21 protein-coding genes are annotated in these 20404 nt (G+C 70.3%); 19 read left to right on the top strand and 2 right to left on the bottom strand.

What is annotated here, in order from left to right; genetic code table 11:
* The first annotated feature begins 55 nt into the window (after positions 1–55).
* From WC971_09280 to WC971_09265, 4 genes are all read left to right on the top strand, one after another.
* Positions 56–967 carry an ABC transporter substrate-binding protein gene (locus WC971_09280; protein ID MFA5845004.1) on the top strand — a complete coding sequence of 304 codons (912 nt, stop codon included), beginning with the start codon at positions 56–58 and terminating at the stop codon, positions 965–967.
* A gap of 116 nt (positions 968–1083) precedes the next feature.
* On the top strand, positions 1084–2142 hold the full coding sequence (locus tag WC971_09275) for an ABC transporter permease (protein MFA5845003.1): 1059 nt from the start codon (positions 1084–1086) through the stop codon (positions 2140–2142).
* The gene (locus WC971_09270; GenBank protein MFA5845002.1) at positions 2139–3092 is read left to right on the top strand and encodes an ABC transporter ATP-binding protein; all 954 of its coding nucleotides are present in this window, start codon (positions 2139–2141) and stop codon (positions 3090–3092) included. Before WC971_09275 ends, WC971_09270 begins: the two co-directional genes overlap by 4 nt.
* Positions 3089–3850 carry an ABC transporter permease gene (locus WC971_09265; GenBank protein ID MFA5845001.1) on the top strand — a complete coding sequence of 254 codons (762 nt, stop codon included), beginning with the start codon at positions 3089–3091 and terminating at the stop codon, positions 3848–3850. Before WC971_09270 ends, WC971_09265 begins: the two co-directional genes overlap by 4 nt.
* 59 nt (positions 3851–3909) lie before the next feature.
* Here WC971_09265 and WC971_09260 read toward each other — a convergent pair whose 3' ends face one another.
* A complete protein-coding gene (locus WC971_09260) occupies positions 3910–4476 on the bottom strand; it encodes a hypothetical protein (GenBank protein ID MFA5845000.1) in 567 nt (188 codons plus the stop codon).
* Between the two features lie 14 nt (positions 4477–4490).
* Positions 4491–5507: a hypothetical protein gene (locus WC971_09255; protein MFA5844999.1), complete on the bottom strand. Its 1017-nt coding sequence runs from the start codon at positions 5505–5507 to the stop codon at positions 4491–4493.
* Positions 5508–5679: 172 nt separating this feature from the next.
* Between WC971_09255 and tilS the strand changes: the two genes are divergently transcribed.
* The 15 genes from tilS (at position 5680) to WC971_09180 (ending at position 20266) form a co-directional block, all read left to right on the top strand.
* On the top strand, positions 5680–7131 hold the full coding sequence (tilS, locus tag WC971_09250; GenBank protein MFA5844998.1) for a tRNA lysidine(34) synthetase TilS: 1452 nt from the start codon (positions 5680–5682) through the stop codon (positions 7129–7131).
* Positions 7121–7660 carry a hypoxanthine phosphoribosyltransferase gene (gene hpt / locus WC971_09245; GenBank protein ID MFA5844997.1) on the top strand — a complete coding sequence of 180 codons (540 nt, stop codon included), beginning with the start codon at positions 7121–7123 and terminating at the stop codon, positions 7658–7660. Before tilS ends, hpt begins: the two co-directional genes overlap by 11 nt.
* A gap of 39 nt (positions 7661–7699) precedes the next feature.
* Entirely contained in the window at positions 7700–9649 is a 1950-nt protein-coding gene (ftsH, locus tag WC971_09240) for an ATP-dependent zinc metalloprotease FtsH (protein ID MFA5844996.1), read from the top strand.
* A gap of 16 nt (positions 9650–9665) precedes the next feature.
* Complete coding sequence (locus tag WC971_09235) at positions 9666–10121, top strand: hypothetical protein (GenBank protein ID MFA5844995.1); 456 nt, start codon at positions 9666–9668, stop codon at positions 10119–10121.
* Positions 10122–10135: 14 nt separating this feature from the next.
* Positions 10136–10699 carry a GTP cyclohydrolase I FolE gene (gene folE / locus WC971_09230; protein MFA5844994.1) on the top strand — a complete coding sequence of 188 codons (564 nt, stop codon included), beginning with the start codon at positions 10136–10138 and terminating at the stop codon, positions 10697–10699.
* 18 nt (positions 10700–10717) lie between these two features.
* Entirely contained in the window at positions 10718–11638 is a 921-nt protein-coding gene (gene folP / locus WC971_09225) for a dihydropteroate synthase (GenBank protein MFA5844993.1), read from the top strand.
* Complete coding sequence (gene folK / locus WC971_09220) at positions 11638–12432, top strand: 2-amino-4-hydroxy-6-hydroxymethyldihydropteridine diphosphokinase (GenBank protein MFA5844992.1); 795 nt, start codon at positions 11638–11640, stop codon at positions 12430–12432. Before folP ends, folK begins: the two co-directional genes overlap by 1 nt.
* Before the next feature lie 103 nt (positions 12433–12535).
* On the top strand, positions 12536–13408 hold the full coding sequence (gene panB / locus WC971_09215) for a 3-methyl-2-oxobutanoate hydroxymethyltransferase (protein MFA5844991.1): 873 nt from the start codon (positions 12536–12538) through the stop codon (positions 13406–13408).
* On the top strand, positions 13405–14268 hold the full coding sequence (gene panC / locus WC971_09210; protein MFA5844990.1) for a pantoate--beta-alanine ligase: 864 nt from the start codon (positions 13405–13407) through the stop codon (positions 14266–14268). The genes panB and panC overlap by 4 nt, the downstream gene beginning before the upstream one ends.
* On the top strand, positions 14265–15188 hold the full coding sequence (gene nadA / locus WC971_09205; protein ID MFA5844989.1) for a quinolinate synthase NadA: 924 nt from the start codon (positions 14265–14267) through the stop codon (positions 15186–15188). The genes panC and nadA overlap by 4 nt, the downstream gene beginning before the upstream one ends.
* Positions 15188–16840 (top strand): L-aspartate oxidase, encoded by a 1653-nt coding sequence (gene nadB, locus WC971_09200; GenBank protein MFA5844988.1) that lies wholly within the window; start codon positions 15188–15190, stop codon positions 16838–16840. Before nadA ends, nadB begins: the two co-directional genes overlap by 1 nt.
* Positions 16841–16842: 2 nt before the next feature.
* Positions 16843–17793 (top strand): carboxylating nicotinate-nucleotide diphosphorylase, encoded by a 951-nt coding sequence (nadC, locus tag WC971_09195; protein MFA5844987.1) that lies wholly within the window; start codon positions 16843–16845, stop codon positions 17791–17793.
* Entirely contained in the window at positions 17790–18572 is a 783-nt protein-coding gene (locus tag WC971_09190) for a slipin family protein (GenBank protein ID MFA5844986.1), read from the top strand. The genes nadC and WC971_09190 overlap by 4 nt, the downstream gene beginning before the upstream one ends.
* A 10-nt stretch (positions 18573–18582) precedes the next feature.
* Entirely contained in the window at positions 18583–19305 is a 723-nt protein-coding gene (locus WC971_09185) for a DedA family protein (protein ID MFA5844985.1), read from the top strand.
* On the top strand, positions 19292–20266 hold the full coding sequence (locus WC971_09180) for a biotin--[acetyl-CoA-carboxylase] ligase (GenBank protein ID MFA5844984.1): 975 nt from the start codon (positions 19292–19294) through the stop codon (positions 20264–20266). The genes WC971_09185 and WC971_09180 overlap by 14 nt, the downstream gene beginning before the upstream one ends.
* Positions 20267–20404: the final 138 nt, after the last annotated feature.

The raw sequence follows: 20404 nt of genomic DNA, 5'->3' as shown, positions 1-20404 counted from the left end.
CTCTGATAGTGGAGTCACCCGAGGAGGGGTAGCAGTGAAGAAGGCGCTCGCCGTCGTGTTCGCGCTCGCCGTCGCGCTCACAGGTTGCGCGTGCGCGAAGACCCCCCTGCCGAAGTCTAAGGGCCCGGTCACCGTCGGCTCGAAGATCGATACCGAAGGGAAGCTCCTCGGCACGATGATCGCGCTCGTGCTCGAGAACGACGGCTTCAGGGTGGTCGACAAGACGCAGACCGGCACGACCGGCATAGTGCGCAGAGCGCTGCTCGAGGGAGAGATCGATATCTACCCCGAGTACACGGGTTCCGGTCTCATCTTCTTCATGGACCAGGACCCGGCGCTGTACAAGGACGCACAGCAGGGATACGAGACGGTCAAGAGCCTCGATCTGGCGCGCAACGGCATGGTGTGGCTGGCCCCCGCGAAGGCGAACAACACCTGGGCGATAGCGGTGAAGAAGGACTTCGCCGACGCCAACAGGCTCGAGACGATGTCGGACCTCGCCAGGTACATCAAGGCAGGCAAGCGGACGAAGCTGGCGTGCTCTGACGAGTTCCTGAACAACCCGGACGCGATGCCCGCCTTCAAGAAGACCTACGGCTTCAGCCTGAGGAAGGACCAGACGGTCGTCCTGTCGGGAGGCAACACCGCTCAGACCGAGAAGGCAGTGGCCGACGGCACCGACGGAGTGAACCTTGGGATGGCGTACGGCACCGATGGAGCGCTCTCCGACCTCGGTCTCGTCGTGCTCACCGACGACTTGGAGGCGCAACTCGTCTACTGGCCCACGCCGGTGGTGCGCAAGGCGACACTCGACCAGTACCCGGAGATCGAGACCCTCCTCGCGCCGGTCTTCGGATCGCTCACGCTGCAGCGGCTCCAGGAGCTCAATGCCCGCATCCAGGTGAAAGGCGAGGCGGCCGAGGCCGTCGCGACCGATCACCTGAAGAAGAACGGTCTCCTCAAGTAGGCGCGCGCGTCCACAAGGTCGGTCTCACGGCCGCGGTCGTCGGCCTCGTATCACTTTCCGCATTGCCCTTCGCCGTGGTGCGCCGATTCCGTGTCGACAGCGGGACGGGTGTCGCCTTGACGCACGCCCTCGGCCCGTGGGCGTCGTTGCCCGTCGTGCTCCTCCTCGCAGTGGCCGGTCTCTCGCTGGGCGCGGGTCGGGACCGCAGATCGGCGTCCGCACGCGGTTGGCTGGCCGCAGCGCTCGTTCTGGCGCTCGTCGCGCTCTGCGAGGTCGCCGCGCGCCGCCTGCTCGCGGGCGCGGCGCCGTTCGCGCGGGTATCGATCGGCGGCGGGGTGTGGGTGGCGGTGTTCGTCGCGTATGCGCTCGTCGTCGCCAGTCGCCGCGAGATGGGCAGGCACACACCGGCGGGCCGGGCGCTCGGTGCTGCCGTGCCGACGGGCATCGCGGCGTTGCTCGCCAGCGGGCGCCTCCACGATCTGGGCATCCTCATGGAGTACCGCAACTGGGCGGACCGCTTCTGGACGGAGGTCGCCCGCCATCTGGCGTATGCGGCGATCTCGGTCGGCGTCGCGGTCGTGATCGGTGTGGGCCTCGGGGTCCTCGCATACGTCTCGGCGCGGTCCGAGCGGTCGGTGTTCGCCACCGTGAGCCTCTTCCAGACCATCCCGGGGCTCGCGATGATCGGCATCCTCGTGGGACCGTTCGCTTGGCTCTCCCATACCGTCCCAGCGCTGCGTGCCGTCGGGTTCGGCGGTCTCGGCTGGGCGCCCGTGATCGTCGCGCTCACGCTGTACGCCCTGCTCGCCATCGCGCGCAACACGTACGCCGGGCTCGCGGGAGTGCCGCCCGCGACCGTGGACGCGGCGCTGGGCATGGGCATGACGCGGGGGCAGGTCCTCACGCGCGTGCAGCTGCCGCTCGCCATGCCCGTCCTCTTCTCGGGCATGCGCACGGCGGCCGAGCAGACCGTGGGGAATGCGACGCTCGGCGCCTTCGCGGCGGCGGGAACGCTCGGTCTCTTCGTGACGCAGGGGCTCGCGGAACAGTCGCCCGACCTTGTGCTGCTGGGAGCGGTCGCGCTCGTCGTCCTGGCGCTGGCGGTCGACTCGCTGATGCGCGCCGCGCAACGTCTCATCACCCCTCGTCACGGCGGGACGGAGGCGGTCGCGTGATCCTGTTCGATTCGGTCACGAAGCGCTACCCGGGAGCCGGTATCGACGCCGTCACGGACCTGTCCTTCGAGGTCACCGAGGGCGAGGTGTGCGTGCTCGTCGGTCCCTCCGGATGCGGGAAGTCGACGACGCTGAGGATGGTGAACCGCCTCATCGAGCCGGATGGTGGCAGGGTGACGCTCGATGGCCGTGACGTGTGCGAGTCGCGGGTCGAGGAACTGCGCCGCGGGATCGGATACGCCATCCAGGGCGTCGGGCTGTTCCCGCACCGGACGGTGCGAGAGAACGTCGGGTGTGTCCCTGGGCTGCTCGGATGGGAGCCTTCCCGCATCGACGGCCGGGTGCGGGAGTTGCTCGAGCTGGTCGGGCTCGATCCGGACCGCTATGCGGATGCGTATCCGGACGGACTGTCGGGCGGCGAGGCGCAGCGCGTGGGCGTGGCGCGCGCACTCGCGGCGGACCCGCCCGTGCTTCTCATGGACGAGCCGTTCGGAGCCGTCGACCCGCTCACGCGCGACAGGCTACAGTGCGAGTTCCTCGAGATCCAGCGCAGGCTGCGCAAGACGGTCGTCTTCGTCACGCACGACATGGACGAGGCCGTGCGCCTGGGCGATCGCATCGCGATCATGCGCGAGGGGAGACTCGTCCAGTACGACGTCCCGGAACGCGTCCTTGCCTACCCGGCCGACGACTTCGTCGCGGGGTTCGTCGGCGGAGAGCGCGCACTCAAGCGCCTTTCGCTGGCCCCCATCGCCGAGGCGCTCGGCCCGGCCCGGGATGCCGAGGGGCGGGAGGGGCGCGTGGCCGTGGGGGCGTCGATGCGCGAGGCGCTCGCGCGCATCCTGGAGACCGGCGAGGACGTCGTGGGTGTGGTCGACGAGTCCGGCGCGCTGGTCGGCAGCGTCGGTGTCGCCGACATAGTCGCCCGGTTCCGGAGGCCGCTGTCATGAGGCCGCTGAGAAGTCCGTGGGCCAGGCTGTTCGCGGGTCCGCTCGCGGCATTCGCGGCATACCTCGTGCTCGCTGCGTGGCCCGGCGCGTGGACCGTGGTGCTCGGGCGGTTCTTCCCAGAAGAGGCGCGCCTCCTCTACCAGCAGTCCACGATGCTGGAGATGATCGCGCGTCATCTCGAGATGGTCGCGCTATCGAGCGCTCTGGCTGTCGGCGCCGGAGTCGGTCTCGGTATCTTCGTCACCAGACCGGCCGGCAGCGACTTCCATGACGTCGTGGCAGACCTCGCGAACCTCGGGCAGACGTTCCCGCCGATCGCCGTCTTCACGCTCGCCGTGCCGCTTCTAGGGTTCGGGTTCGAGCCGACCGTGCTCGCGCTCACGCTCTACGGAGTGCTGCCCGTACTGGGGAACACCATCGCCGGTCTGCAGGGCGTGCCGGAGGACATGCTCGAGAGCGCTCGCGGGATGGGCATGACTCCGCGCCAGGTCCTGTGGCGCGTCGAGATCCCGTCGGCGGCCCGGGTCATCCTCGCAGGCGTGCGCGTCTCGGTCGTCGTGAACGTCTCGACGGCGACCGTCGGGGCGATGGCGGGCGCCGGCGGGCTGGGGGCGGCGATCATCTCCGGTCTCGTGAACCAGGACCCCGCGGTGACCCTGCAGGGCGGTGTGCTCGCCGCGGCGCTCGCGCTCATCCTCGATGCGTTCGTCGGGGCCGCCGAGAGGGGTTTGGACACTCGGCATCCGGCGGCTGCGTGACCCGCTGGGGCCGCGGGCGGCCGACCCGCGCGAGGGCCGACCGCCGCGATGGGTCTAGCCTATATGGGCCCGGCCGTCATGATCACGTTGTGCCGGCGGATGAATTTCCACTTGCCGTTGGAAAGGTCGCGGGTGTGTTGCACGATCCCAGTCGCGCTCCCCGCGGCTTCGAGCACCCAAGCGGTCTTGTACGGATTCCCGAACCAGTACAGGACGATGTGGCCCGTCCCCGTGCCGGTGCCGTCCGGATCCGGATAGCCGCACGCGTCACCCTTGAACGCCTGGCCCCGGTCGATGGGGTACCAGTGAGGGTTGCTGTTGAAGAAGTGCCACGTCCCGTAGGGATGGTAGTCCTCCGTCGTCGGTGACGGCCGGGCGACCTGCCAGCTCTTGCCGACGAAACCCGAACAGTCGGCGCCGCCCCACGCGCGATTCGAGGGGTTCCAGCACGCATGTCCCCACCAGTAGTGGCTGCCGACACCCGTCTGCCCTCTGTCGATGATGCTCCAGTCGACCATCGTCGGGCAGGTGCAGGCGAGCGCCGATGTCGCGGTCGCCAGAGTCATGGCGAGTGCGAGGACGACGGTCGTCACGCCGGCGAGAAGCTTGTTCGATCGATTCTTCATGGTCGTGTCCCCTCTCATCGCCCGTGCGTCCAGTGAAGGATGCGGATACCGTTGCGATCGCTGGCGAGGTGGTAGATCTCGCCCGACGGCGTGACGACCACCTTGCGGATCGGCTCGGCGTACCAGTCGTTCTCGGTCTCGACGCGGCCGACGAGCTCGCCGTCGCTCGCGTACTTCGCGATCACCAGCCGGCCCTTCCGGTCGTTGATGTCCTTCGGGTTCTCCCAGTACAGGCCGTAGGCGACGTAGACGTTGCCGCGCAGGTCGCCTGAGACCTCGGGGATCCCCGAGAACCTCCTCTTCGAGAACATGCGGATCCGCGTCTTGGGCGCGCCGTCGCGGGACTCGACGTCGATGCGGACGTCGTTCTCGTCGATCACACCGCCCGTTATCGCGTCACCGGTGGGCGTCGGGAATCCGTCCTGCTTCATCGTGCGTTGCGTCTCCGAGGCGACGGTGGACCCGTCGAGCTTCCCGATGACGTAGAAGCCCGCTCCCCTGATGTCGTGGGACTCGATGCAGACCTCGTCCTCGATGATCCGGACGCGGTACGGGTCCGGGGCGCTCGGGTCGATCGTCAGTGTCGCTACCTGCCCGTCGTCGGCGTCGAACAGCAGTATCGAGCGTTCGGTCCGCGTGCGGTAGAGCACCGCGAAGCGGTCGCGCGACACGGCGATGTCCTCACACCAGACTCCCGGCAGCGAGAACGTCGCCTCCACCGCTCCGTCACGGTAGCGCACGACGCGCCGGTTGATCTGGTCGAGCACGTAGACCCTGTCGCGGTCGTCGATCCCGAAGCTGTAGGGCCCCACCGTCTCGCCGTCGTAGCTGATCCCGACCTCGTCCGCGGCGTCTCCCCAACGCGCGCGAACGGCGGTCCTGGCGCTTCCCACGGTGCGGTCGAAGCCGATGTCCGGCAGCTCGCTGCGGCGCAAGACCTCGCTGCTGCGGCCGACCGAGACCGTCAGGCCCCACGCCGTGGCGGCGACGATCAGAGCGCCCACGGCGAAGAGCGTGCCTGTCCTCCTCATCTGAAATCCCCCCTCGTTCTCGAAGTGTGTGGTCCCCGGAGGCCTGCAGGCTCATCCGCGGGCAGGATACGAGACGGGTCTTACCAGGACCTTGCCGAGGTCTGGACGGGGACGCACCGGGGCGGTCCGGTCGGCCCGTGCGCGCCGCGCGCCGCGGCGGTACCCTGGGGGCATGCCACCCCGAGTCCCCACACCCGGTCTCCCCGCGCTCGCGCGCTCGACCTCCGAGCGCGAGCGCATGCTGCCCGAGGGCAGCGTCGCGGTCGCGCTGGTCTCGGGCGGCGCCGACAGCACGGCGCTGCTGAGGCTGCTCGCCGCCGGGGAGCTCGGTGCGCTCGCGGAGTTGTCGGTCCTCCACATCGACCACCGGCTGCGCGGCGCGGACTCCGACGCGGACGCCGCGTTCGTCGCCGACCTGTGCGCATCCCTCGGGGTGGAGTGTCGTGTCGCCCGCTACGACGTGTCGGCGTACGCCGCCGCCGAGGGCCTCAACCTCGAGGACGCGGGAAGGCGCGTGCGCTACCGGTTCGCCGAGGACGAGGCCGACGCGCGCTGCGACGCGCTCGGCGTCCCGCGCGGCGCGGGCCGGGTGCTCACGGCACACACGCGGGACGACGCCCTCGAGACGTTCCTGATCCGCATGGTCACCGGGAGCGGGTCGGGCGCTCTGGCGCTGCCGCCGGTGCGCGGGCGCGTCGTGCGGCCGCTGCTCGAGGCGCGACGCGCAGACGTCGTCGCGTACCTCACGTCGCTTCGCCAGGCCTGGCGGGAGGACGCGACGAACGCGGACACGACGCGGCTGCGCGCCCGCGTGCGGGCGGAGCTGGTGCCGCTCGCCGAGTCGATCAACCCGCGTTTCTCACAGACGCTCGCCCGGCTCGTCACCGTCCTCGGCGACGAGGACAGGCTGCTGGCGGGGATGGCCGACGCTCTCGCGGCCGACCTCTCATCGTCCACGGACGGGGAGGTGCGATTCGACCGGCGCCTGATGGCGACGCTGTCTCCCGCGATGGCGCGGCGTACCGTGCGAGCGGCGGTGCTCGCCGCCTTCCCGGAGGCGTCGCGGCTCGAGTTCGACCACGTCGAGGCGATCGTCTACGGCCTCACCGATGACGGCTTCTCCCGTGACCTGCCCGAGGGACTGCGGGCGTTCACCGAGTACGCTACACTTGTCGTCGCGCGCATGGGCGAAGAGGTCGCGCCGGAGCCGGCGTTGCTCGAAGTCCCCGGTTCGGCCGGTCTCGGCGGGCGCGGGGAGATGCGCGCGGCCTGGGCGGATCCCGGTGACGTCCCCACCGGTTCCTTCGAGGTGCTGGTCGATGCGGGCCGCCTGACCGGCGGGCCGCTCGTGGTGGACGGTCCTCGGGACGGCGATCGGTTCCGCCCGCTAGGCATGTCTGGAACGAAGAAGCTGCAGGACCTGCTCGTCGACGAGAAGATACCGCGCCGCCTGCGTGCCGGCGTGCCGGTGGTCCGCGACGGCGGCAAGGTGGTCTGGGTCGCGGGTGTGCGCATCGGCGAAAGCGTGAAGGTCACGCCGGAGACCGTGCGAGCGCTGCGGCTGACATGGTCCGGCGGGCGAGAGTGGTTGCGTCGAGGGAAGGACGCTAAGGATGCATCCTGACGTTCAGGAGATCGTCCTCACCGAGGAGTGCATCGCACGGCGGGTGCACGAGCTCGGAGAAGAGATCGGCCGCGACTACGGCGACGAGCCGGTACTGCTCGTCGCGGTCCTGCGCGGCGCCGCGCTGTTCCTCGCCGACCTCGCCCGCGCGATCCCGTCCCAGGTGGAGATCGACTTCATGGCCGTCTCCAGCTATGGCTCGACCACGAAGTCGTCGGGCGTCGTGCGCATCCTCAAGGACCTCGACGAGGACATCGACGATCGCCACGTGCTCGTCGTCGAGGACATCCTCGACACGGGCCTGACGCTGAAGTACCTGCTCAAGAACCTCGCGTCCCGCAAGCCCCGCTCGCTCGAGGTAGTCACGCTGCTCTCGAAGGAAGGCAAGCAGAGGGTGCCCATCGACTGCCGCTACATCGGATTCCGCATCCCCGACGAGTTCGTCGTGGGCTACGGGCTTGACTACGCGGAGCATTACCGTAACCTGCCCTACATCGGTGTCCTCAAGCCGGAGGTATATACCTCCTAGGCGCCGACGGACGGCGCTTCCGACCGAGGAGTCGACCGCGTGAACAAGAACCTTCGCACAGTCCTGCTCTACCTGCTCCTGCTCTCGGGGCTCCTGTTCTTCATCGCCACGAGCATGACGACGACGGGCGACCGGGTCGACCTGACCACGAGCACGTTCACATCCGCGCTCAAGGAAGACCGGGTGCTCAAGGTCGAGGTGAAGGTCAAGGACAAGGAGATCGTCGGAGACTACTACCCGACGGCGGCCGCCAAGGAGGCCGCGAAGCCGAAGGCGTTCCGCAGCTTCTACATGGGAGAAGACTCGTTCCTCGAGTTGCTGCGGCAGCATCCGCCGGTCGAGGGATACACCATCAATCCCCAGAACACCGGCTGGTGGGTAGGGCTCCTCTCGAGCCTGCTCCCGATCGTCCTCCTCATCTTCGTGATGTTCTTCTTCCTCCAGCAGTTCCAGGGCGGCAACAGCCGGATAATGTCGTTCGGCAAGGCGAAGGCGAAGCGCATCACGCGGGACCAGCCGCGGATAACGTTCAAGGACGTCGCGGGCGCCGACGAGGCCGTCGAGGAGCTGCGCGAGATCAAGGAGTTCCTCGCCAACCCAGGCAAGTTCCAGGCGCTCGGCGCGAAGATCCCCAAGGGCGTCCTGCTCGTGGGCCCCCCGGGCACGGGCAAGACGCTGCTCGCCCGCGCGGTCGCGGGTGAGGCGGCCGTCCCGTTCTTCACCATCTCGGGCTCCGATTTCGTCGAGATGTTCGTCGGCGTCGGCGCGAGCCGCGTCCGCGACCTGTTCGAGCAGGCGAAGGCCGCCGCGCCCTGCATCGTCTTCATGGACGAGATCGACGCTGTCGGACGCCATCGCGGCGCCGGTCTCGGCGGAGGTCACGACGAGCGCGAGCAGACGCTCAACCAGCTCCTCGTGGAGATGGACGGCTTCGACATCAAGGACAACGTCATCCTCATCGCGGCGACGAACCGGCCCGACATCCTCGACCCGGCGCTGCTGCGCCCGGGCCGTTTCGACCGGCAGATCGTCGTCGACTCGCCCGACCTGCGCGGGCGGGTGGGCATCCTCAAGATCCACGCGCGCGGCAAGCCTCTGTCCCCGGACGTCGACCTCGAGGTGCTCGCGCGGCGCACGCCGGGCTTCACCGGCGCCGACCTCGCGAACCTCGTGAACGAGGCGGCCCTTCTCTCCGCGCGGCACGGCAAGAAAGAGGTCGACATGATCGAGCTCGAGGAGGCCATCGAGCGCGTGCTCGCCGGTCCCGAGCGCAAGACGAGGATCATCTCGGACAAGGAGAAGCGCGTCATCGCCTACCACGAGTCCGGCCACGCGCTCGTCGGTCACGTGCTGCCGAACACCGATCCGATCCACAAGATCAGCATCGTCGCCCGCGGGCAGGCCCTCGGGTTCACGCTCGCGCTCCCGACCGAGGACAAGTTCCTAGTCACCAAGGGCGAGATGGTCGACAACCTCGCCATGTTCCTCGGCGGCCGCGTCGCGGAGGAGGTCTCCATCGGCGACATCACGACGGGCGCGAGCAACGACATCGAGCGCGCGACGAAGCTCGCGAGGCAGATGGTCACGCGCTACGGGATGTCCGACAAGCTCGGCCCGATGACGCTGGGCGACGCGCAGCACGAGGTCTTCCTCGGTCGCGATTTCGGGGCGACGCCGGACTACTCCCAGGAGATCGCGTTCGAGATCGACAAGGAGGTCCGGCGCCTCATCGACGACGCCTTCGAGCGCGCGCACGCCATCATCTCGACGCGGCGGGCGCAACTCGACCTCATGGCGCAGGTGCTCGTCGAGCGGGAGACCGTCGACAAGGAGGAGCTCACCGCGCTCCTCGAGGACCGCTGGGACGAGTTCTTGGTCAAGGAGCGCGCCGCCCAGGAGTCCGCGGAGGCGCAGAAGCCGAAGCGCGTGCGGCGTCGCAAGGCCGTCGAAGGCGACGGCTCGCCGACCGCGGTGGTGCCGGAGGTCTGACGCCCGGGAGGCCGGCGTGAACGGTTACGTGCACTACCGGCTGACGCGCGAATGGGCCATCGAAGAGGGCATCCCTCCAAGGTTGGCCGAGGAGGTCGCGTACTGGGACGTGTGGACCGACCGCTTCTTCCCGGGAAGCGACCGGCACTCCCACGGCTACCACTTCCTGAGGCTCGGCGCCTGCGACCTCGCGCGCTCGCACCTGCGCCGCGCTGTCAGGGACGCCAGCGCCGCGCATCTGGGCATCGCTCTCCACTGCGCGCAGGACGCGATCTCGCACGGACGCCGGGGCCACTACATGCACCTGCCGGGGACGGACCGCTGGGAGCGGCGCAGCGAAGGCGTGCGCCGGCGCATCGAGACGACGAGCCGTCGCATGCTCCGCATCTGGCGAAGGTTCGCTCCCAGCGAGCGACGCGCGACGTCCGCGGGTGAGATACTGTCGGGTGACGGACACGGACACAACGCGTGAGGCGGGAGCGTGGGATGGACACTGAGAGGATCGCGCAAGGGGTCCGCCTCATCCTGGAGGGCATCGGAGAGGACCCGGACCGCGAAGGGCTCGCGCGAACGCCGGAGCGGGTCGCCTCGATGTTCGAGGAGGTCTTCGCCGGCTTGACGCAGGACCCGGCGGAGCACTTCTGCGTCACCTTCGACGAAGGCCATCGCGAGATGGTCCTCGTGCGCGACATCCCGCTCTACTCGTTCTGCGAGCACCACCTCGTCCCCTTCATGGGCCGCGCGCATGTCGCCTACATCCCGGGGCCGGAGGGGCGCATCTGCGGTCTGTCGAAACTCGCTAGAGTCGTCGACGTCTTCGCACGCAGGCCGCAGGTCCAGGAACGCATGACCGCGCAGATCGCCGACACCATCGTGGAGAACCTGGGACCTTCCGGAGTGATGGTGGTCATCGAGGCCGAGCACCTCTGCATGTCGATGCGGGGGGTCCAGAAGCCTGGAGCGATCACCACCACGTCCGCCGTCCGCGGCCTGTTCGAGCGCAACGCGGCGACGCGCGCCGAGGCGATGTCGCTCATCAAGGGCCGATAGGCCCGGGGAGGGCGAGGCATGGCGGAGAGTGACGACACCGGCGCGGGCCACGGCTGCATCTCCGGAGACCTGGCCGGCCGCGCCGGCCGCGTCTGGCGCTGCGGGGAGCATCGCTTCCCGCGTCGGCCACCGTTCGTGATCGGGATCCTGAACGTCACGCCCGACTCGTTCTCCGACGGCGGTAGGTTCGTCGCGAGCGACGGGACCGTCGATGCGGTCTCCGCGGTGGCTGCCGGACTCGCGCTGGCCGCCGACGGGGCGTCGATCGTGGACGTCGGCGGGGAGTCGACGCGCCCGGGCGCCGAGGAGGTGCCTGTCGAGACCGAACTCGCGCGCGTACTCCCCGTCGTGCGCGAGCTGGCCGCCGCCGGAGTCGCGGTCTCCATCGACACACGCCGGGCGCCCGTCGCCGAGGCGTGCGTGAAGGCGGGGGCGTCCGTCATCAACGACATCTCCGGCTTCCGCGATCCGGAGATGGTCCGCGTCGCCGTGCGCTGCAAGGCGGGGGTCGTCGTCATGCACATGCTCTCAGAGCCCGCCACGATGCAGGACGATCCGCGCTACGATGACGTGACGTCCGAGGTCGCGAAGTACCTTCTGGGAAGGGTCGAGGTACTCGAGAGTGAAGGGGTGGCTCCCTATCGGGTCGCGATCGATCCAGGTCTCGGATTCGGTAAGACGGCCGAGCACAACCTCGAACTGCTCCGGCGGCTCCCGCGACTCGTCGGCATCGGTCTGCCCATCATCGTGGGAGCTTCGCGCAAGCGCTTCGTCGGAGCCGTGCTCGGCGGCGAGGCGACCGAGCGTCTCGAAGGCAGTCTCGCGGTCGCCGCGTACGCCGTCTCGCGCGGCGCGTCGGCGGTACGCGTCCACGACGTGTCCGCGACCGTCAAGGTCGTGCGCATGGTGGACGCGATCGAGCACGGCACGGTGACGTGATGACGGACGCGTTCGTCGCTCTCGGCGGAAACGTGGGAGACCGGCTCGAGATGATCGCCGCGGCGCTGAGAGCGATCGACGCGCTGTCGCGCACGACCGTCGACGCCGTGTCGCTGGTCTACGAGTCCGAGCCCTGGGGCCTGACGGGGCAGCCGCAGTTCGCCAACGCCGTGGCGCGGATCGGCACTCGGCTCACGCCGGAGCAGCTGCTCGGCTCGCTCCTCGACATCGAGGCGTCGCTGGGTCGGGTGCGCGGCGAGCGATACGGCCCGCGCGTCATCGATCTCGATCTCCTGCTCCACGGAGGAGAGGAGATCGACACGCCCGACCTCGTCCTGCCTCACCCGCGTCTGCTCGAGCGGGACTTCGTCGTGACGCCGCTGCTCGATGTCGAGCCGGACGTGCGTCTTCCCGACGGGACGCGACCGGGTCGCGAGGCGGCCGTGGAAGGGCGCATCGTCGCGGTGCTCGGTCCCGTACCGGGTTTCGAGGACCGCACGCCTGCGCTCGTGAGGGACATGCCCGGACCGGAGGCCGCTCCGGGCGAGGCCTGGGAGATCCTCGAGCAGGCGCTCCAGGGAGGGATGCTGGGTGCGAGTGGGGCGTTCGCGCTCGTCGTCCAGGCGGGCCTGCTCCGCGCGGCGGGCATCCCGGCGCTTCTGGACCCGCCGCCGCTGTTCGCGAGCCCGGGCGTCGCGGCGTACGGGATCACGCAGCCCGTGCGGCTCATGGTGCCCGCGAGCCGCACCCAGGCCGCGCGTCTCGTGCTCGAGCGCGCCTCTCGCGAGGCCTGAGGCCAGTCTCCACCAGCGATGATATACTCGATGCTCGACCCGCTGGGACCGCCCGGACCCCGGATGGCCGGTGCCGGGACGGTGTGACCGGGAAGGAGACGCCATGAGCGCCACCCCTGAGACGGGCCCCAGTCCCGTCACCGTCGCCACTCTGAGATCGATGAAGGCCTCCGGCTCGCGCATCGTGATGGTGACCGCCTACGATGCACCGAGCGCGCGTCTTGCCGAGGAGGCGGGTGTCGACGTCATCCTCGTCGGAGACTCGCTCGGCATGACGGTGCTCGGATTCGATTCGACGCTGCCCGTGACGATGGACGACATGGTGCGTCATACGGCCGCGGTCGTTCGCGGGGCTTCTCGTGCGCTCGTCGTGGCCGACATGCCCTTCCTCTCGTTCCAGGTGAGCCCGGAGGACGCCCTGCGCAACGCGGGGCGCCTGCTCGCCGAGGGAGGCGCCGCGGTGGTGAAGGTCGAGGGCGGGCGTCCCGTCGCTCCGACCGTGGCGCGCCTCGTGACGGCGGGCATCCCGGTCGTCGGTCACGTCGGCCTCACGCCGCAGTCGGTCAACGCGCTCGGAGGATACCGGCTCCAGGCGAAGGGCGCCGACACCGCGATCGCGCTGCGCGACGACTGTCTCGCGCTTCAGGACGCCGGGGCTTGCGCGATCGTCCTCGAACTCGTCCCGGGCGAGGTCGCGGCTCTCGTGAGCCGCTCGCTCGACGTGCCGACGATCGGCATCGGCGCCGGTCCGGGCTGCGACGGGCAGGTCCAGGTCTTCCACGACATCCTCGGCCTCGGAGTACGGACGCCGCGTCACGCGACGCGCTTCGCCGAGGTGGGCGAGGCCGTACGGGCGGGGATCGCCGCCTACGCGGACGCGGTGCGAGAAGGCGCTTTCCCCGGCGAGGCCAACTACCATCACGCGGACCCGGCGGTCGTCGACGCGCTCAGCGGGTCGCGCGACGGGGGCGAGTGAGGGTGGAGCGCCCGGGCACTCCCGAGGCGGTGCGCGAGGCCGTCGGCCGGGTGAGGCGCGATGGAGGGACGATAGCGCTCGTCCCGACGATGGGCGCCCTGCACGAGGGGCACCTCTCGCTCGTGCGCGCGGCGCGGGCACGGACCGACGCGGTGTTCGTCTCGGTGTTCGTGAACCCGGCGCAGTTCGGCCCCGGCGAGGACCTCGCCGCCTACCCGCGCGATCTGGAGTGCGACGCGGAGCTGCTCGCGACCGAGGGCGCCTTCGCTCTCTTCGCGCCGGGCGTGGAGTCGATGTATCCTGTCGGCTCCTCGACGACGGTGGATCCCGGTGTGCTCGGCACGGTGTTGGAGGGTGCGAGCAGACCGGGCCATTTCGTCGGTGTCGCCACGGTCGTGATCAAGCTGCTGAGCATGGTCGCCCCCGACGTCGCCTTCTTCGGGGAGAAGGACTTCCAGCAGCTCGTGATCATCGACCACATCGTGCGCGATCTCGATCTGCCGGTGCGCGTCGTGGGATGTCCCACCGTGCGCGAGCCGGACGGGCTCGCGATGTCGAGCCGCAACGCGTACCTCGACGGGCCGGCACGGGATGCGGCCACCGTCCTCCATCGCGGGCTCCGCGCCGTCGCGGATCTTGCCGCCTCGGGCGAGCGCTCCGGCGCCGCGCTGGCTACGGTCCTCGCCGCGACCGTCGCTGCGGAGCCGCTTGCGGCGCTGGACTACGCGGCGGTCGTCGATCCCGGCTCGCTCGCGCCGATCGAGACGCTCGAGTGCCCGGCCCGGGCGCTCGTGGCCGCGCGCGTGGGGCCGGCGCGTCTCATCGACAACATCGAGGTCCTGCCGGGGCGCCCCTCGTGAGCGGCCCCGACTCCATCGAGGCGCTGCACGCCGAGGTCCGTGCGCTCGCGGCCGAGCGCGACGCGGTGGTCCTCGCCCACAACTACCAGAGGGCCGAGGTGCAGGACGCGGCGGACTTCGTGGGAGACTCGCTCGGGCTATCGCGCCTCGCCTCCGCCACGGCCTCCAGCGCGATCGTCTTCGCCGGCGTGCACTTCATGGCCGAGACCGCGAAGATCCTCGCCCCGGACCGCGTAGTCGTCCTGCCCGAGATGCTCGCCGGGTGCCCGATGGCCGACATGCTGTCGGCAGACCAGCTGACGGCATGGAAGGCGTCGTACCCGGGCGTGCCGGTCGTGACGTACGTGAACTCCTCGGCCGCGGTGAAGGCCCTCTCGGACGTCTGCTGCACCTCGGCGAACGCCGCGCAGGTGGTGCGCTCGCTGGGCGTGCCCAAGGTGCTGTTCGCGCCCGACCGCAACCTCGCCGGCTGGGTCGCGCGCGGTCTTCCCGACGTCGAGATCGTTGCGTGGGACGGGTTCTGCCCGACGCACGACCGAGTGACGGCGGAGGAGGTCTCGCGGGCGAGGGAAGAGCATCCGGATGCGGTCGTACTCGCGCACCCGGAGTGCCGGCCCGGGGTCGTCGACCTGGCCGACGCCGTCCTCTCGACGAGCCAGATGCTCGCGTTCGCGGCCTCCTCGGACGCCACGGAGTTCATCGTGGTGACCGAGGAGGGACTTCTCCACGGTCTGCGCCGCGCCGCGCCGGGCAAGACCTTCCACCATCTCGCCTCGCGCATGCTCTGCCCGAACATGAAGTTGACCACGCTCGAGAAGGTGCGCGACGCGCTCGCGCGGCTCGAGCCGAGGATCGAGGTACCCGAGGACGTGCGCGTCTCTGCGGCGCGGGCCGTGCAGCGCATGGTGGCGATCGGCTGATGACGGGAGCGCGCACCGAGACGTCCGCCACGCTGGGATGGGCGCGCCTGCTCGACGCCGACCTCGCCTCGCTCCCGCGACACCGCTGCGAGGTGCTCGTGGTCGGTTCCGGCATCGCCGGCCTCACCGCCGCGCTCCACGCGGCCGGAGACCGCTCCGTCGCCCTCGTCACCAAGGGCAAGCTCGCAGAGACGAACACGTGGTACGCGCAGGGAGGCATCGCCGGCGCGGTGGGCGAGGCCGACTCCGTCGAGCTGCACCTGGCCGACACGCTCGTCGTCGGACAGGGCCTGTGCGACGAGTCGGTCGTGAGGGCCGTCGTCAGCGAGGCCGGCGAGGCGCTGCGCGAGCTCGAGGCGTACGGCATGCGGTTCGACCGCCTCGACGACGGCCGGGTCGCGCTCGCTCGCGAGGGCGGACACAGCCTCCCGCGAGTGCTCCACTCCGGCGACGCCACCGGGGCCCAGGTGCAGGACATCCTCTCATCGGTCGTGCGAAGTACGCCCGGCATCGACCTCATGGAGGAGAGGTTCCTCGTGGACCTGCTCCTCTCCGGTGGCCGTTGCCGGGGCGCACTCGTCCTCGACGAGCGCACGGGTGCGCTCGAGGTCTTCGAGGCCGACGCCGTCGTGCTCGCGACCGGCGGCTGCGGGCAGGCGTACCGCGTGACGACGAACCCGAGCGTCGCGACGGGGGACGGCGTCGCCGCGGCGTGGAGGGTGGGCGCCGAGGTCTCCGACCTCGAGTTCGTGCAGTTCCACCCGACCGCGCTCGACAGCGACGCGAGCCCGCGGTGCCTGATCACCGAGGCGCTGCGCGGCGAGGGGGCATACCTGCTCGACTGCGAAGAGCGGCGCTTCATGCCCGACGTGCACCCGCTCGCGGAGCTCGCGCCGCGCGACGTGGTATGCCGCGCCATGGAGCGGGTGATGGCGCGCTGCGGCCGGCCGAACGTCTGGCTCGACGCGCGTCATCTGAAAGCCGACCACCTGCGCAGCCACTTCCCGACCGTCTGGGGCGCGTGCGCGAAGGCGGGGTACGACCTCTCGCGGGACCTCGTGCCGGTCGCCCCGGCCGCGCACTACCTCATCGGAGGCGTGCGCGTCGACCTCGACGGACGCACCTCGCTGCCCGGTCTGTACGCTTCGGGAGAGGTCGCCGCGTCGGGCCTGCACGGGGCGAACCGCCTCGCGAGCAACTCGCTGCTCGAAGGACTCGTGCTCTCGAGACGGATCGTCCGCGCTCTCGAGACGGACGCCTCGCCCGTCGGCGGCGGTCGTCTCGCGCTCCCTGAGGGCCCGGCTCCGGCGGGAGGTGCGATGTCTCCGGGCGAGGCCCGCGCCGACGTGCAGTCGACGATGGCCTCGCTCGTCGCCATGACGCGCACGGCGGAAGGCCTCACCGAGGCGTCGTCGCGGCTCGCGGCGACGGGGTCCGCGCTCGTCGCTCCGGAAGCTGACGCCGCTTCGTTGGAGGCTGCCGACCTCGTCACCGTCGCGACGCTCGTCGCGGATGCCGCTCTGTTCCGTGCCGAGAGTCGCGGCACCCATTGGCGGGCCGACTTCCCCGAACGCGACGATGCGCGGTGGCGCTCGCACGTCGTGTGGCGTCGAGGCGGGGAGCCCGTCCTCGTGCCGGCCGAGGTGGGGTGACCGTGGACCGCTTCGACCTGCCTCCCATCGACGACATCGTCGCCGCGACCCTCGCGGAGGACCTCGGCGTGCCGGCGTCGCGATTGCTCGCCGCGGCGCGCGGGGAAGGCGAGCCCGGCCTCGTCGCCCGCGACGCGACAGGCGCGGTGCTCCTCGATGCGTCGACGTTCTCCGGCTTGGTGCGAGCACGCGAAACCGGCGTCGCGTGCGGGCTTCCCGTGGCCGCCCGCGCGTTCGAGATGTTCGCCGAGGCCGTGGGAAGGCCGGACGACGTCGACGTCTTCCCGCTGGTCGCCGAGGGCTCAGACGTCTCGGCGGGGGACGCCGTCCTCGAAGTCTCGGGCTCCGCGCGCCTTGTTCTCGCCGCCGAGCGTTCGGCGCTCGATCTGCTCATGACGCTTTGCGGGATCGCGACGCAGGCGCGTGCCTGGCAAGCGGCGGCGGGACCGTCGCTCGCCGTCTACGACACGCGCAAGACATGGCCCGGCCTACGGGCGCTCTCCAAGTACGCCGCGCGCGTCGGCGGGGCGCACAACCACCGCCTCGGACTGTGGGACGCGCTCCTCGTGAAGGACAACCACGTCCGCTGCGCCGGAGGCGTCGCGGCCGCGGTGAGCGCCGCTCGCGCCGCCCACCCGGACCTCGTGCTCGAGGTCGAGGCCGACACAGTGGAGCAGGCGCTCGAGGCCGCGCGCGCCGGGGCCGATGTCGTGCTCCTGGACAACATGGACGATGCCACGCTCGCTGCCGCCGTGAGCGCGGTGCGCGAGGCTGCGGCGGGGCGCGCCGTCCTCACCGAGGCGTCGGGCGGGGTGACGCTAGAGCGGCTCCCCGGCATCGCCGCCGCGGGTGTCGATCGGGTGTCGTCGAGCGCACTGACGCTTGCCGCGCCGCTCGATCTGGGATTGGATGAGAAGCGTGCCGGGTGTCGAGAAGGGGGAGTGTCGTCATGACGGGGTTGCTGGTCAGCGGCGGGTTGCTCGTCTTCGCGGTCGTGGTCGTGTTCTTCCTCATGGGTCTTCGCGTCTGCAACGAGTACGAGCGCTCCGTCGTCTTCTTCCTCGGACGCTACGCCGGCATCAAGGGGCCGGGACTGTACTGGATCGTCCCGTTCCTGCAGTGGCAGCGCAAGGTCGACACGCGCACCATGACCGTAGACGTCGAGCGCCAGGAGACCATCACGAAGGACAGCGTCACCATCAAGGTGAACGCCGTACTCTGGTTCAGCATCTTCGATCCCGAGAAGGCCATCCTCTCGGTGAACAACTACTACACCGCGACGTACCAGGTCGCGCTCACGTCGCTTCGCAACATCATCGGGCAGCACGTGCTCGACGAGGTCCTCAAGGAGCGGGACAAGATCAACGTCGCGCTGCAGGAGATCGTCGACAAGGCGACCGACCCGTGGGGCATCAAGGTCGAGATGGTCGAGATGAAGGACGTCGAGATACCCGAGAGCATGCAGCGGGCGATGGCGCAGGAGGCGCAGGCGATGCGCGAGAAGCGCGCCCGCATCATCAAGGCCGAGGCCGAGCAGGAGTCGTCCGTGAAACTCGCGCAGGCGTCGCGCATGATCGCCGAGAACCCGATGGCCCTCGAGCTTCGCCGCATGCAGATGATCACCGAGGTGGGCGCGGAACAGAACACCACGACGATCGTGGTCCTGCCCTCCGATTTCGTCTCCGCCGCCGAGGCGTTCGCCTCCCGGTTCGGCGCGAAGCCGAAGGAGTAGTACCGGCGCCGTGACCACACCGCTGACCGGCGTCGTCGCCGTCGACTGGGCCCTGGGGCTCCTCGGCGCGTACGGGCCTCCCATCGTCCTCATCGTGGCGGTGCTCGAGAACATCTTCATCGTCGGGTCGTTCACCCCCGGGGAGATCGTCGTCATGGCGGCGGCGTTCATGGCGGCGCAGGGCGACGGGCGCTTCGCGGCGCTGGCCGGCGTGTGGGCGGCGGCGGTGACGGGCTCCGTCATTGGGAGCAACCTGTCGTACCAGCTGGGGAGGGCGGGGGGACGCGATGCGCTCCTGCGCTACGGCCATCGGTTCCACGTCTCGGAACGCCGCATCCGCTCCGCCGAGGAGTACTTCTACCGTTACGGCTCGAAGACCGTGCTCCTCGCACGCTTCGCCGCCGGCGTGAAGAACTTCGTGCCGATGATCGCGGGCGTCTCGAAGATGGGCGTCTACTGGTTCGAGCTGTGGACGGTGCTCGGCGCCGTTCTCTACACGAGCGTCATGTGCGCGATAGGGTTCCTCGCCGGACGCAACTTCGACGTCGCGCTGCGCGCGGTCTCGCGGATGGGCATCGCGGGGCTGGTACTGGTCGCCGCGCTCGTCGGTCTCGCGGTCTTCGGGCGTCGAAGGGTCGTCGTCCGCCAGGGGGCCGCGACGGTCGCGCTGGGGATCTCCGACGAGGAACTCCTCGAGCGCATCGAGGACGAGGTGCATGGTGAGCGCGACTGACGCCGCGCGGTCGCGCCGTCGCGCCGTGCTCGAGGCACTGCGGGAGGCCGGCGCGGCCGGGGTCTCCGGCGAGGCGCTCGCCCGAGCGCTCGGGGTCAGCCGCGCGGCGGTCGCCAAGCACGTGGCCGCGCTCGTGGCGGCCGGGTATGGGATCGCCGCGTCTCCGGGCTCGGGCTACACGCTGGTCTCCGCGCCAGACCTTCCCCTGCCGGACGAGGTGGCATCACTCCTGCGCAGCGCGATCTGGTCGAGACTCGAAGGCGGCATGGTCACCGAGTCCACGAACGACGACTGCAAGGCGCTGGCCCGTGCCGGTGCGCCGGAAGGGACGGCGGTCCTCGCGGCCGAGCAGACAGCCGGGCGCGGCCGTCTCGGGCGCGAGTGGTCGTCGCCGCCGGGCGGGGTGTACGTCTCGGCGTTGCTCCGGCCGCCGATGCCGGCCGCCGCGGTGTCGGCGCTGTCCCCGGCGACGGCGCTCGGCATCGCCCGGGGGCTCCGGGCGCTCGGGGCCGACGTCGGCGTGAAGTGGCCGAACGACGTCATGCTCGGCGGCGACAAGGTGGCCGGGGTCCTGCTCGAGATGTCGGCCGAGGCGGACCGCGTCGAGTGGGTCGTGGCGGGGTGCGGCGTCGACGTCCATCCGCCCGCGGAGCGGTTCCCGGGTGCGGCGTACCTCGTCGACGCCCTTCCCGAAGTGCGTCTCGCCGAGGTCGCGGCCGCCGTCCTCGACGGGCTCGCGCGCGCGTACGTGGAGATGCTGGCCGGAGGCTTCGGCGCTCTCGTACCGGAGTACCGCCGCTTCGACGCGCTTGCGGGGACGAGCGTCGAGGTGCGAGACGGGACCGGGGCGATCGTGACGGCGGGGAAGGCCGACGGCGTCGACGACGCCGGGCGCCTGCTCGTCCTCACCCCGGACGGCACGGCGCGCGTGAGTTCCGGTGAGGTCACCCTGAGGCGTTGAGGGCGCGCCGACCGTGATGCCTCAGAATAAAAGGTACTCGAGCGACTGATTCGTTGCCTCACAATAAAGGTACTCGACGTCGGACGCCTTCACCTCCTCTTTCCATCTCGGGTTCTTGCGGGCGTTGAGCTTGTAGAG

It is taken from the genome of Coriobacteriia bacterium (assembly GCA_041658765.1).
Classification (GTDB): domain Bacteria; phylum Actinomycetota; class Coriobacteriia; order Anaerosomatales; family JBAZZO01; genus JBAZZO01.
The sequence above is the reverse complement of the archived record's forward strand: the minus strand, read 5'-3'. Positions and strand labels throughout refer to the sequence as shown.

Coding starts and splice junctions, on each gene's coding strand:
- WC971_09260 (MFA5845000.1), bottom strand. CDS start 4,476: ATGAAGAATCGATCGAACAAGCTTCTCGCCGGCGTGACGACCGTCGTC.
- nadB (MFA5844988.1), top strand. CDS start 15,188: ATGACGGGAGCGCGCACCGAGACGTCCGCCACGCTGGGATGGGCGCGC.
- hpt (MFA5844997.1), top strand. CDS start 7,121: ATGCATCCTGACGTTCAGGAGATCGTCCTCACCGAGGAGTGCATCGCA.
- folP (MFA5844993.1), top strand. CDS start 10,718: ATGGCGGAGAGTGACGACACCGGCGCGGGCCACGGCTGCATCTCCGGA.
- panB (MFA5844991.1), top strand. CDS start 12,536: ATGAGCGCCACCCCTGAGACGGGCCCCAGTCCCGTCACCGTCGCCACT.
- WC971_09190 (MFA5844986.1), top strand. CDS start 17,790: ATGACGGGGTTGCTGGTCAGCGGCGGGTTGCTCGTCTTCGCGGTCGTG.
- folE (MFA5844994.1), top strand. CDS start 10,136: ATGGACACTGAGAGGATCGCGCAAGGGGTCCGCCTCATCCTGGAGGGC.
- WC971_09265 (MFA5845001.1), top strand. CDS start 3,089: ATGAGGCCGCTGAGAAGTCCGTGGGCCAGGCTGTTCGCGGGTCCGCTC.
- tilS (MFA5844998.1), top strand. CDS start 5,680: ATGCCACCCCGAGTCCCCACACCCGGTCTCCCCGCGCTCGCGCGCTCG.
- WC971_09255 (MFA5844999.1), bottom strand. CDS start 5,507: ATGAGGAGGACAGGCACGCTCTTCGCCGTGGGCGCTCTGATCGTCGCC.
- folK (MFA5844992.1), top strand. CDS start 11,638: ATGACGGACGCGTTCGTCGCTCTCGGCGGAAACGTGGGAGACCGGCTC.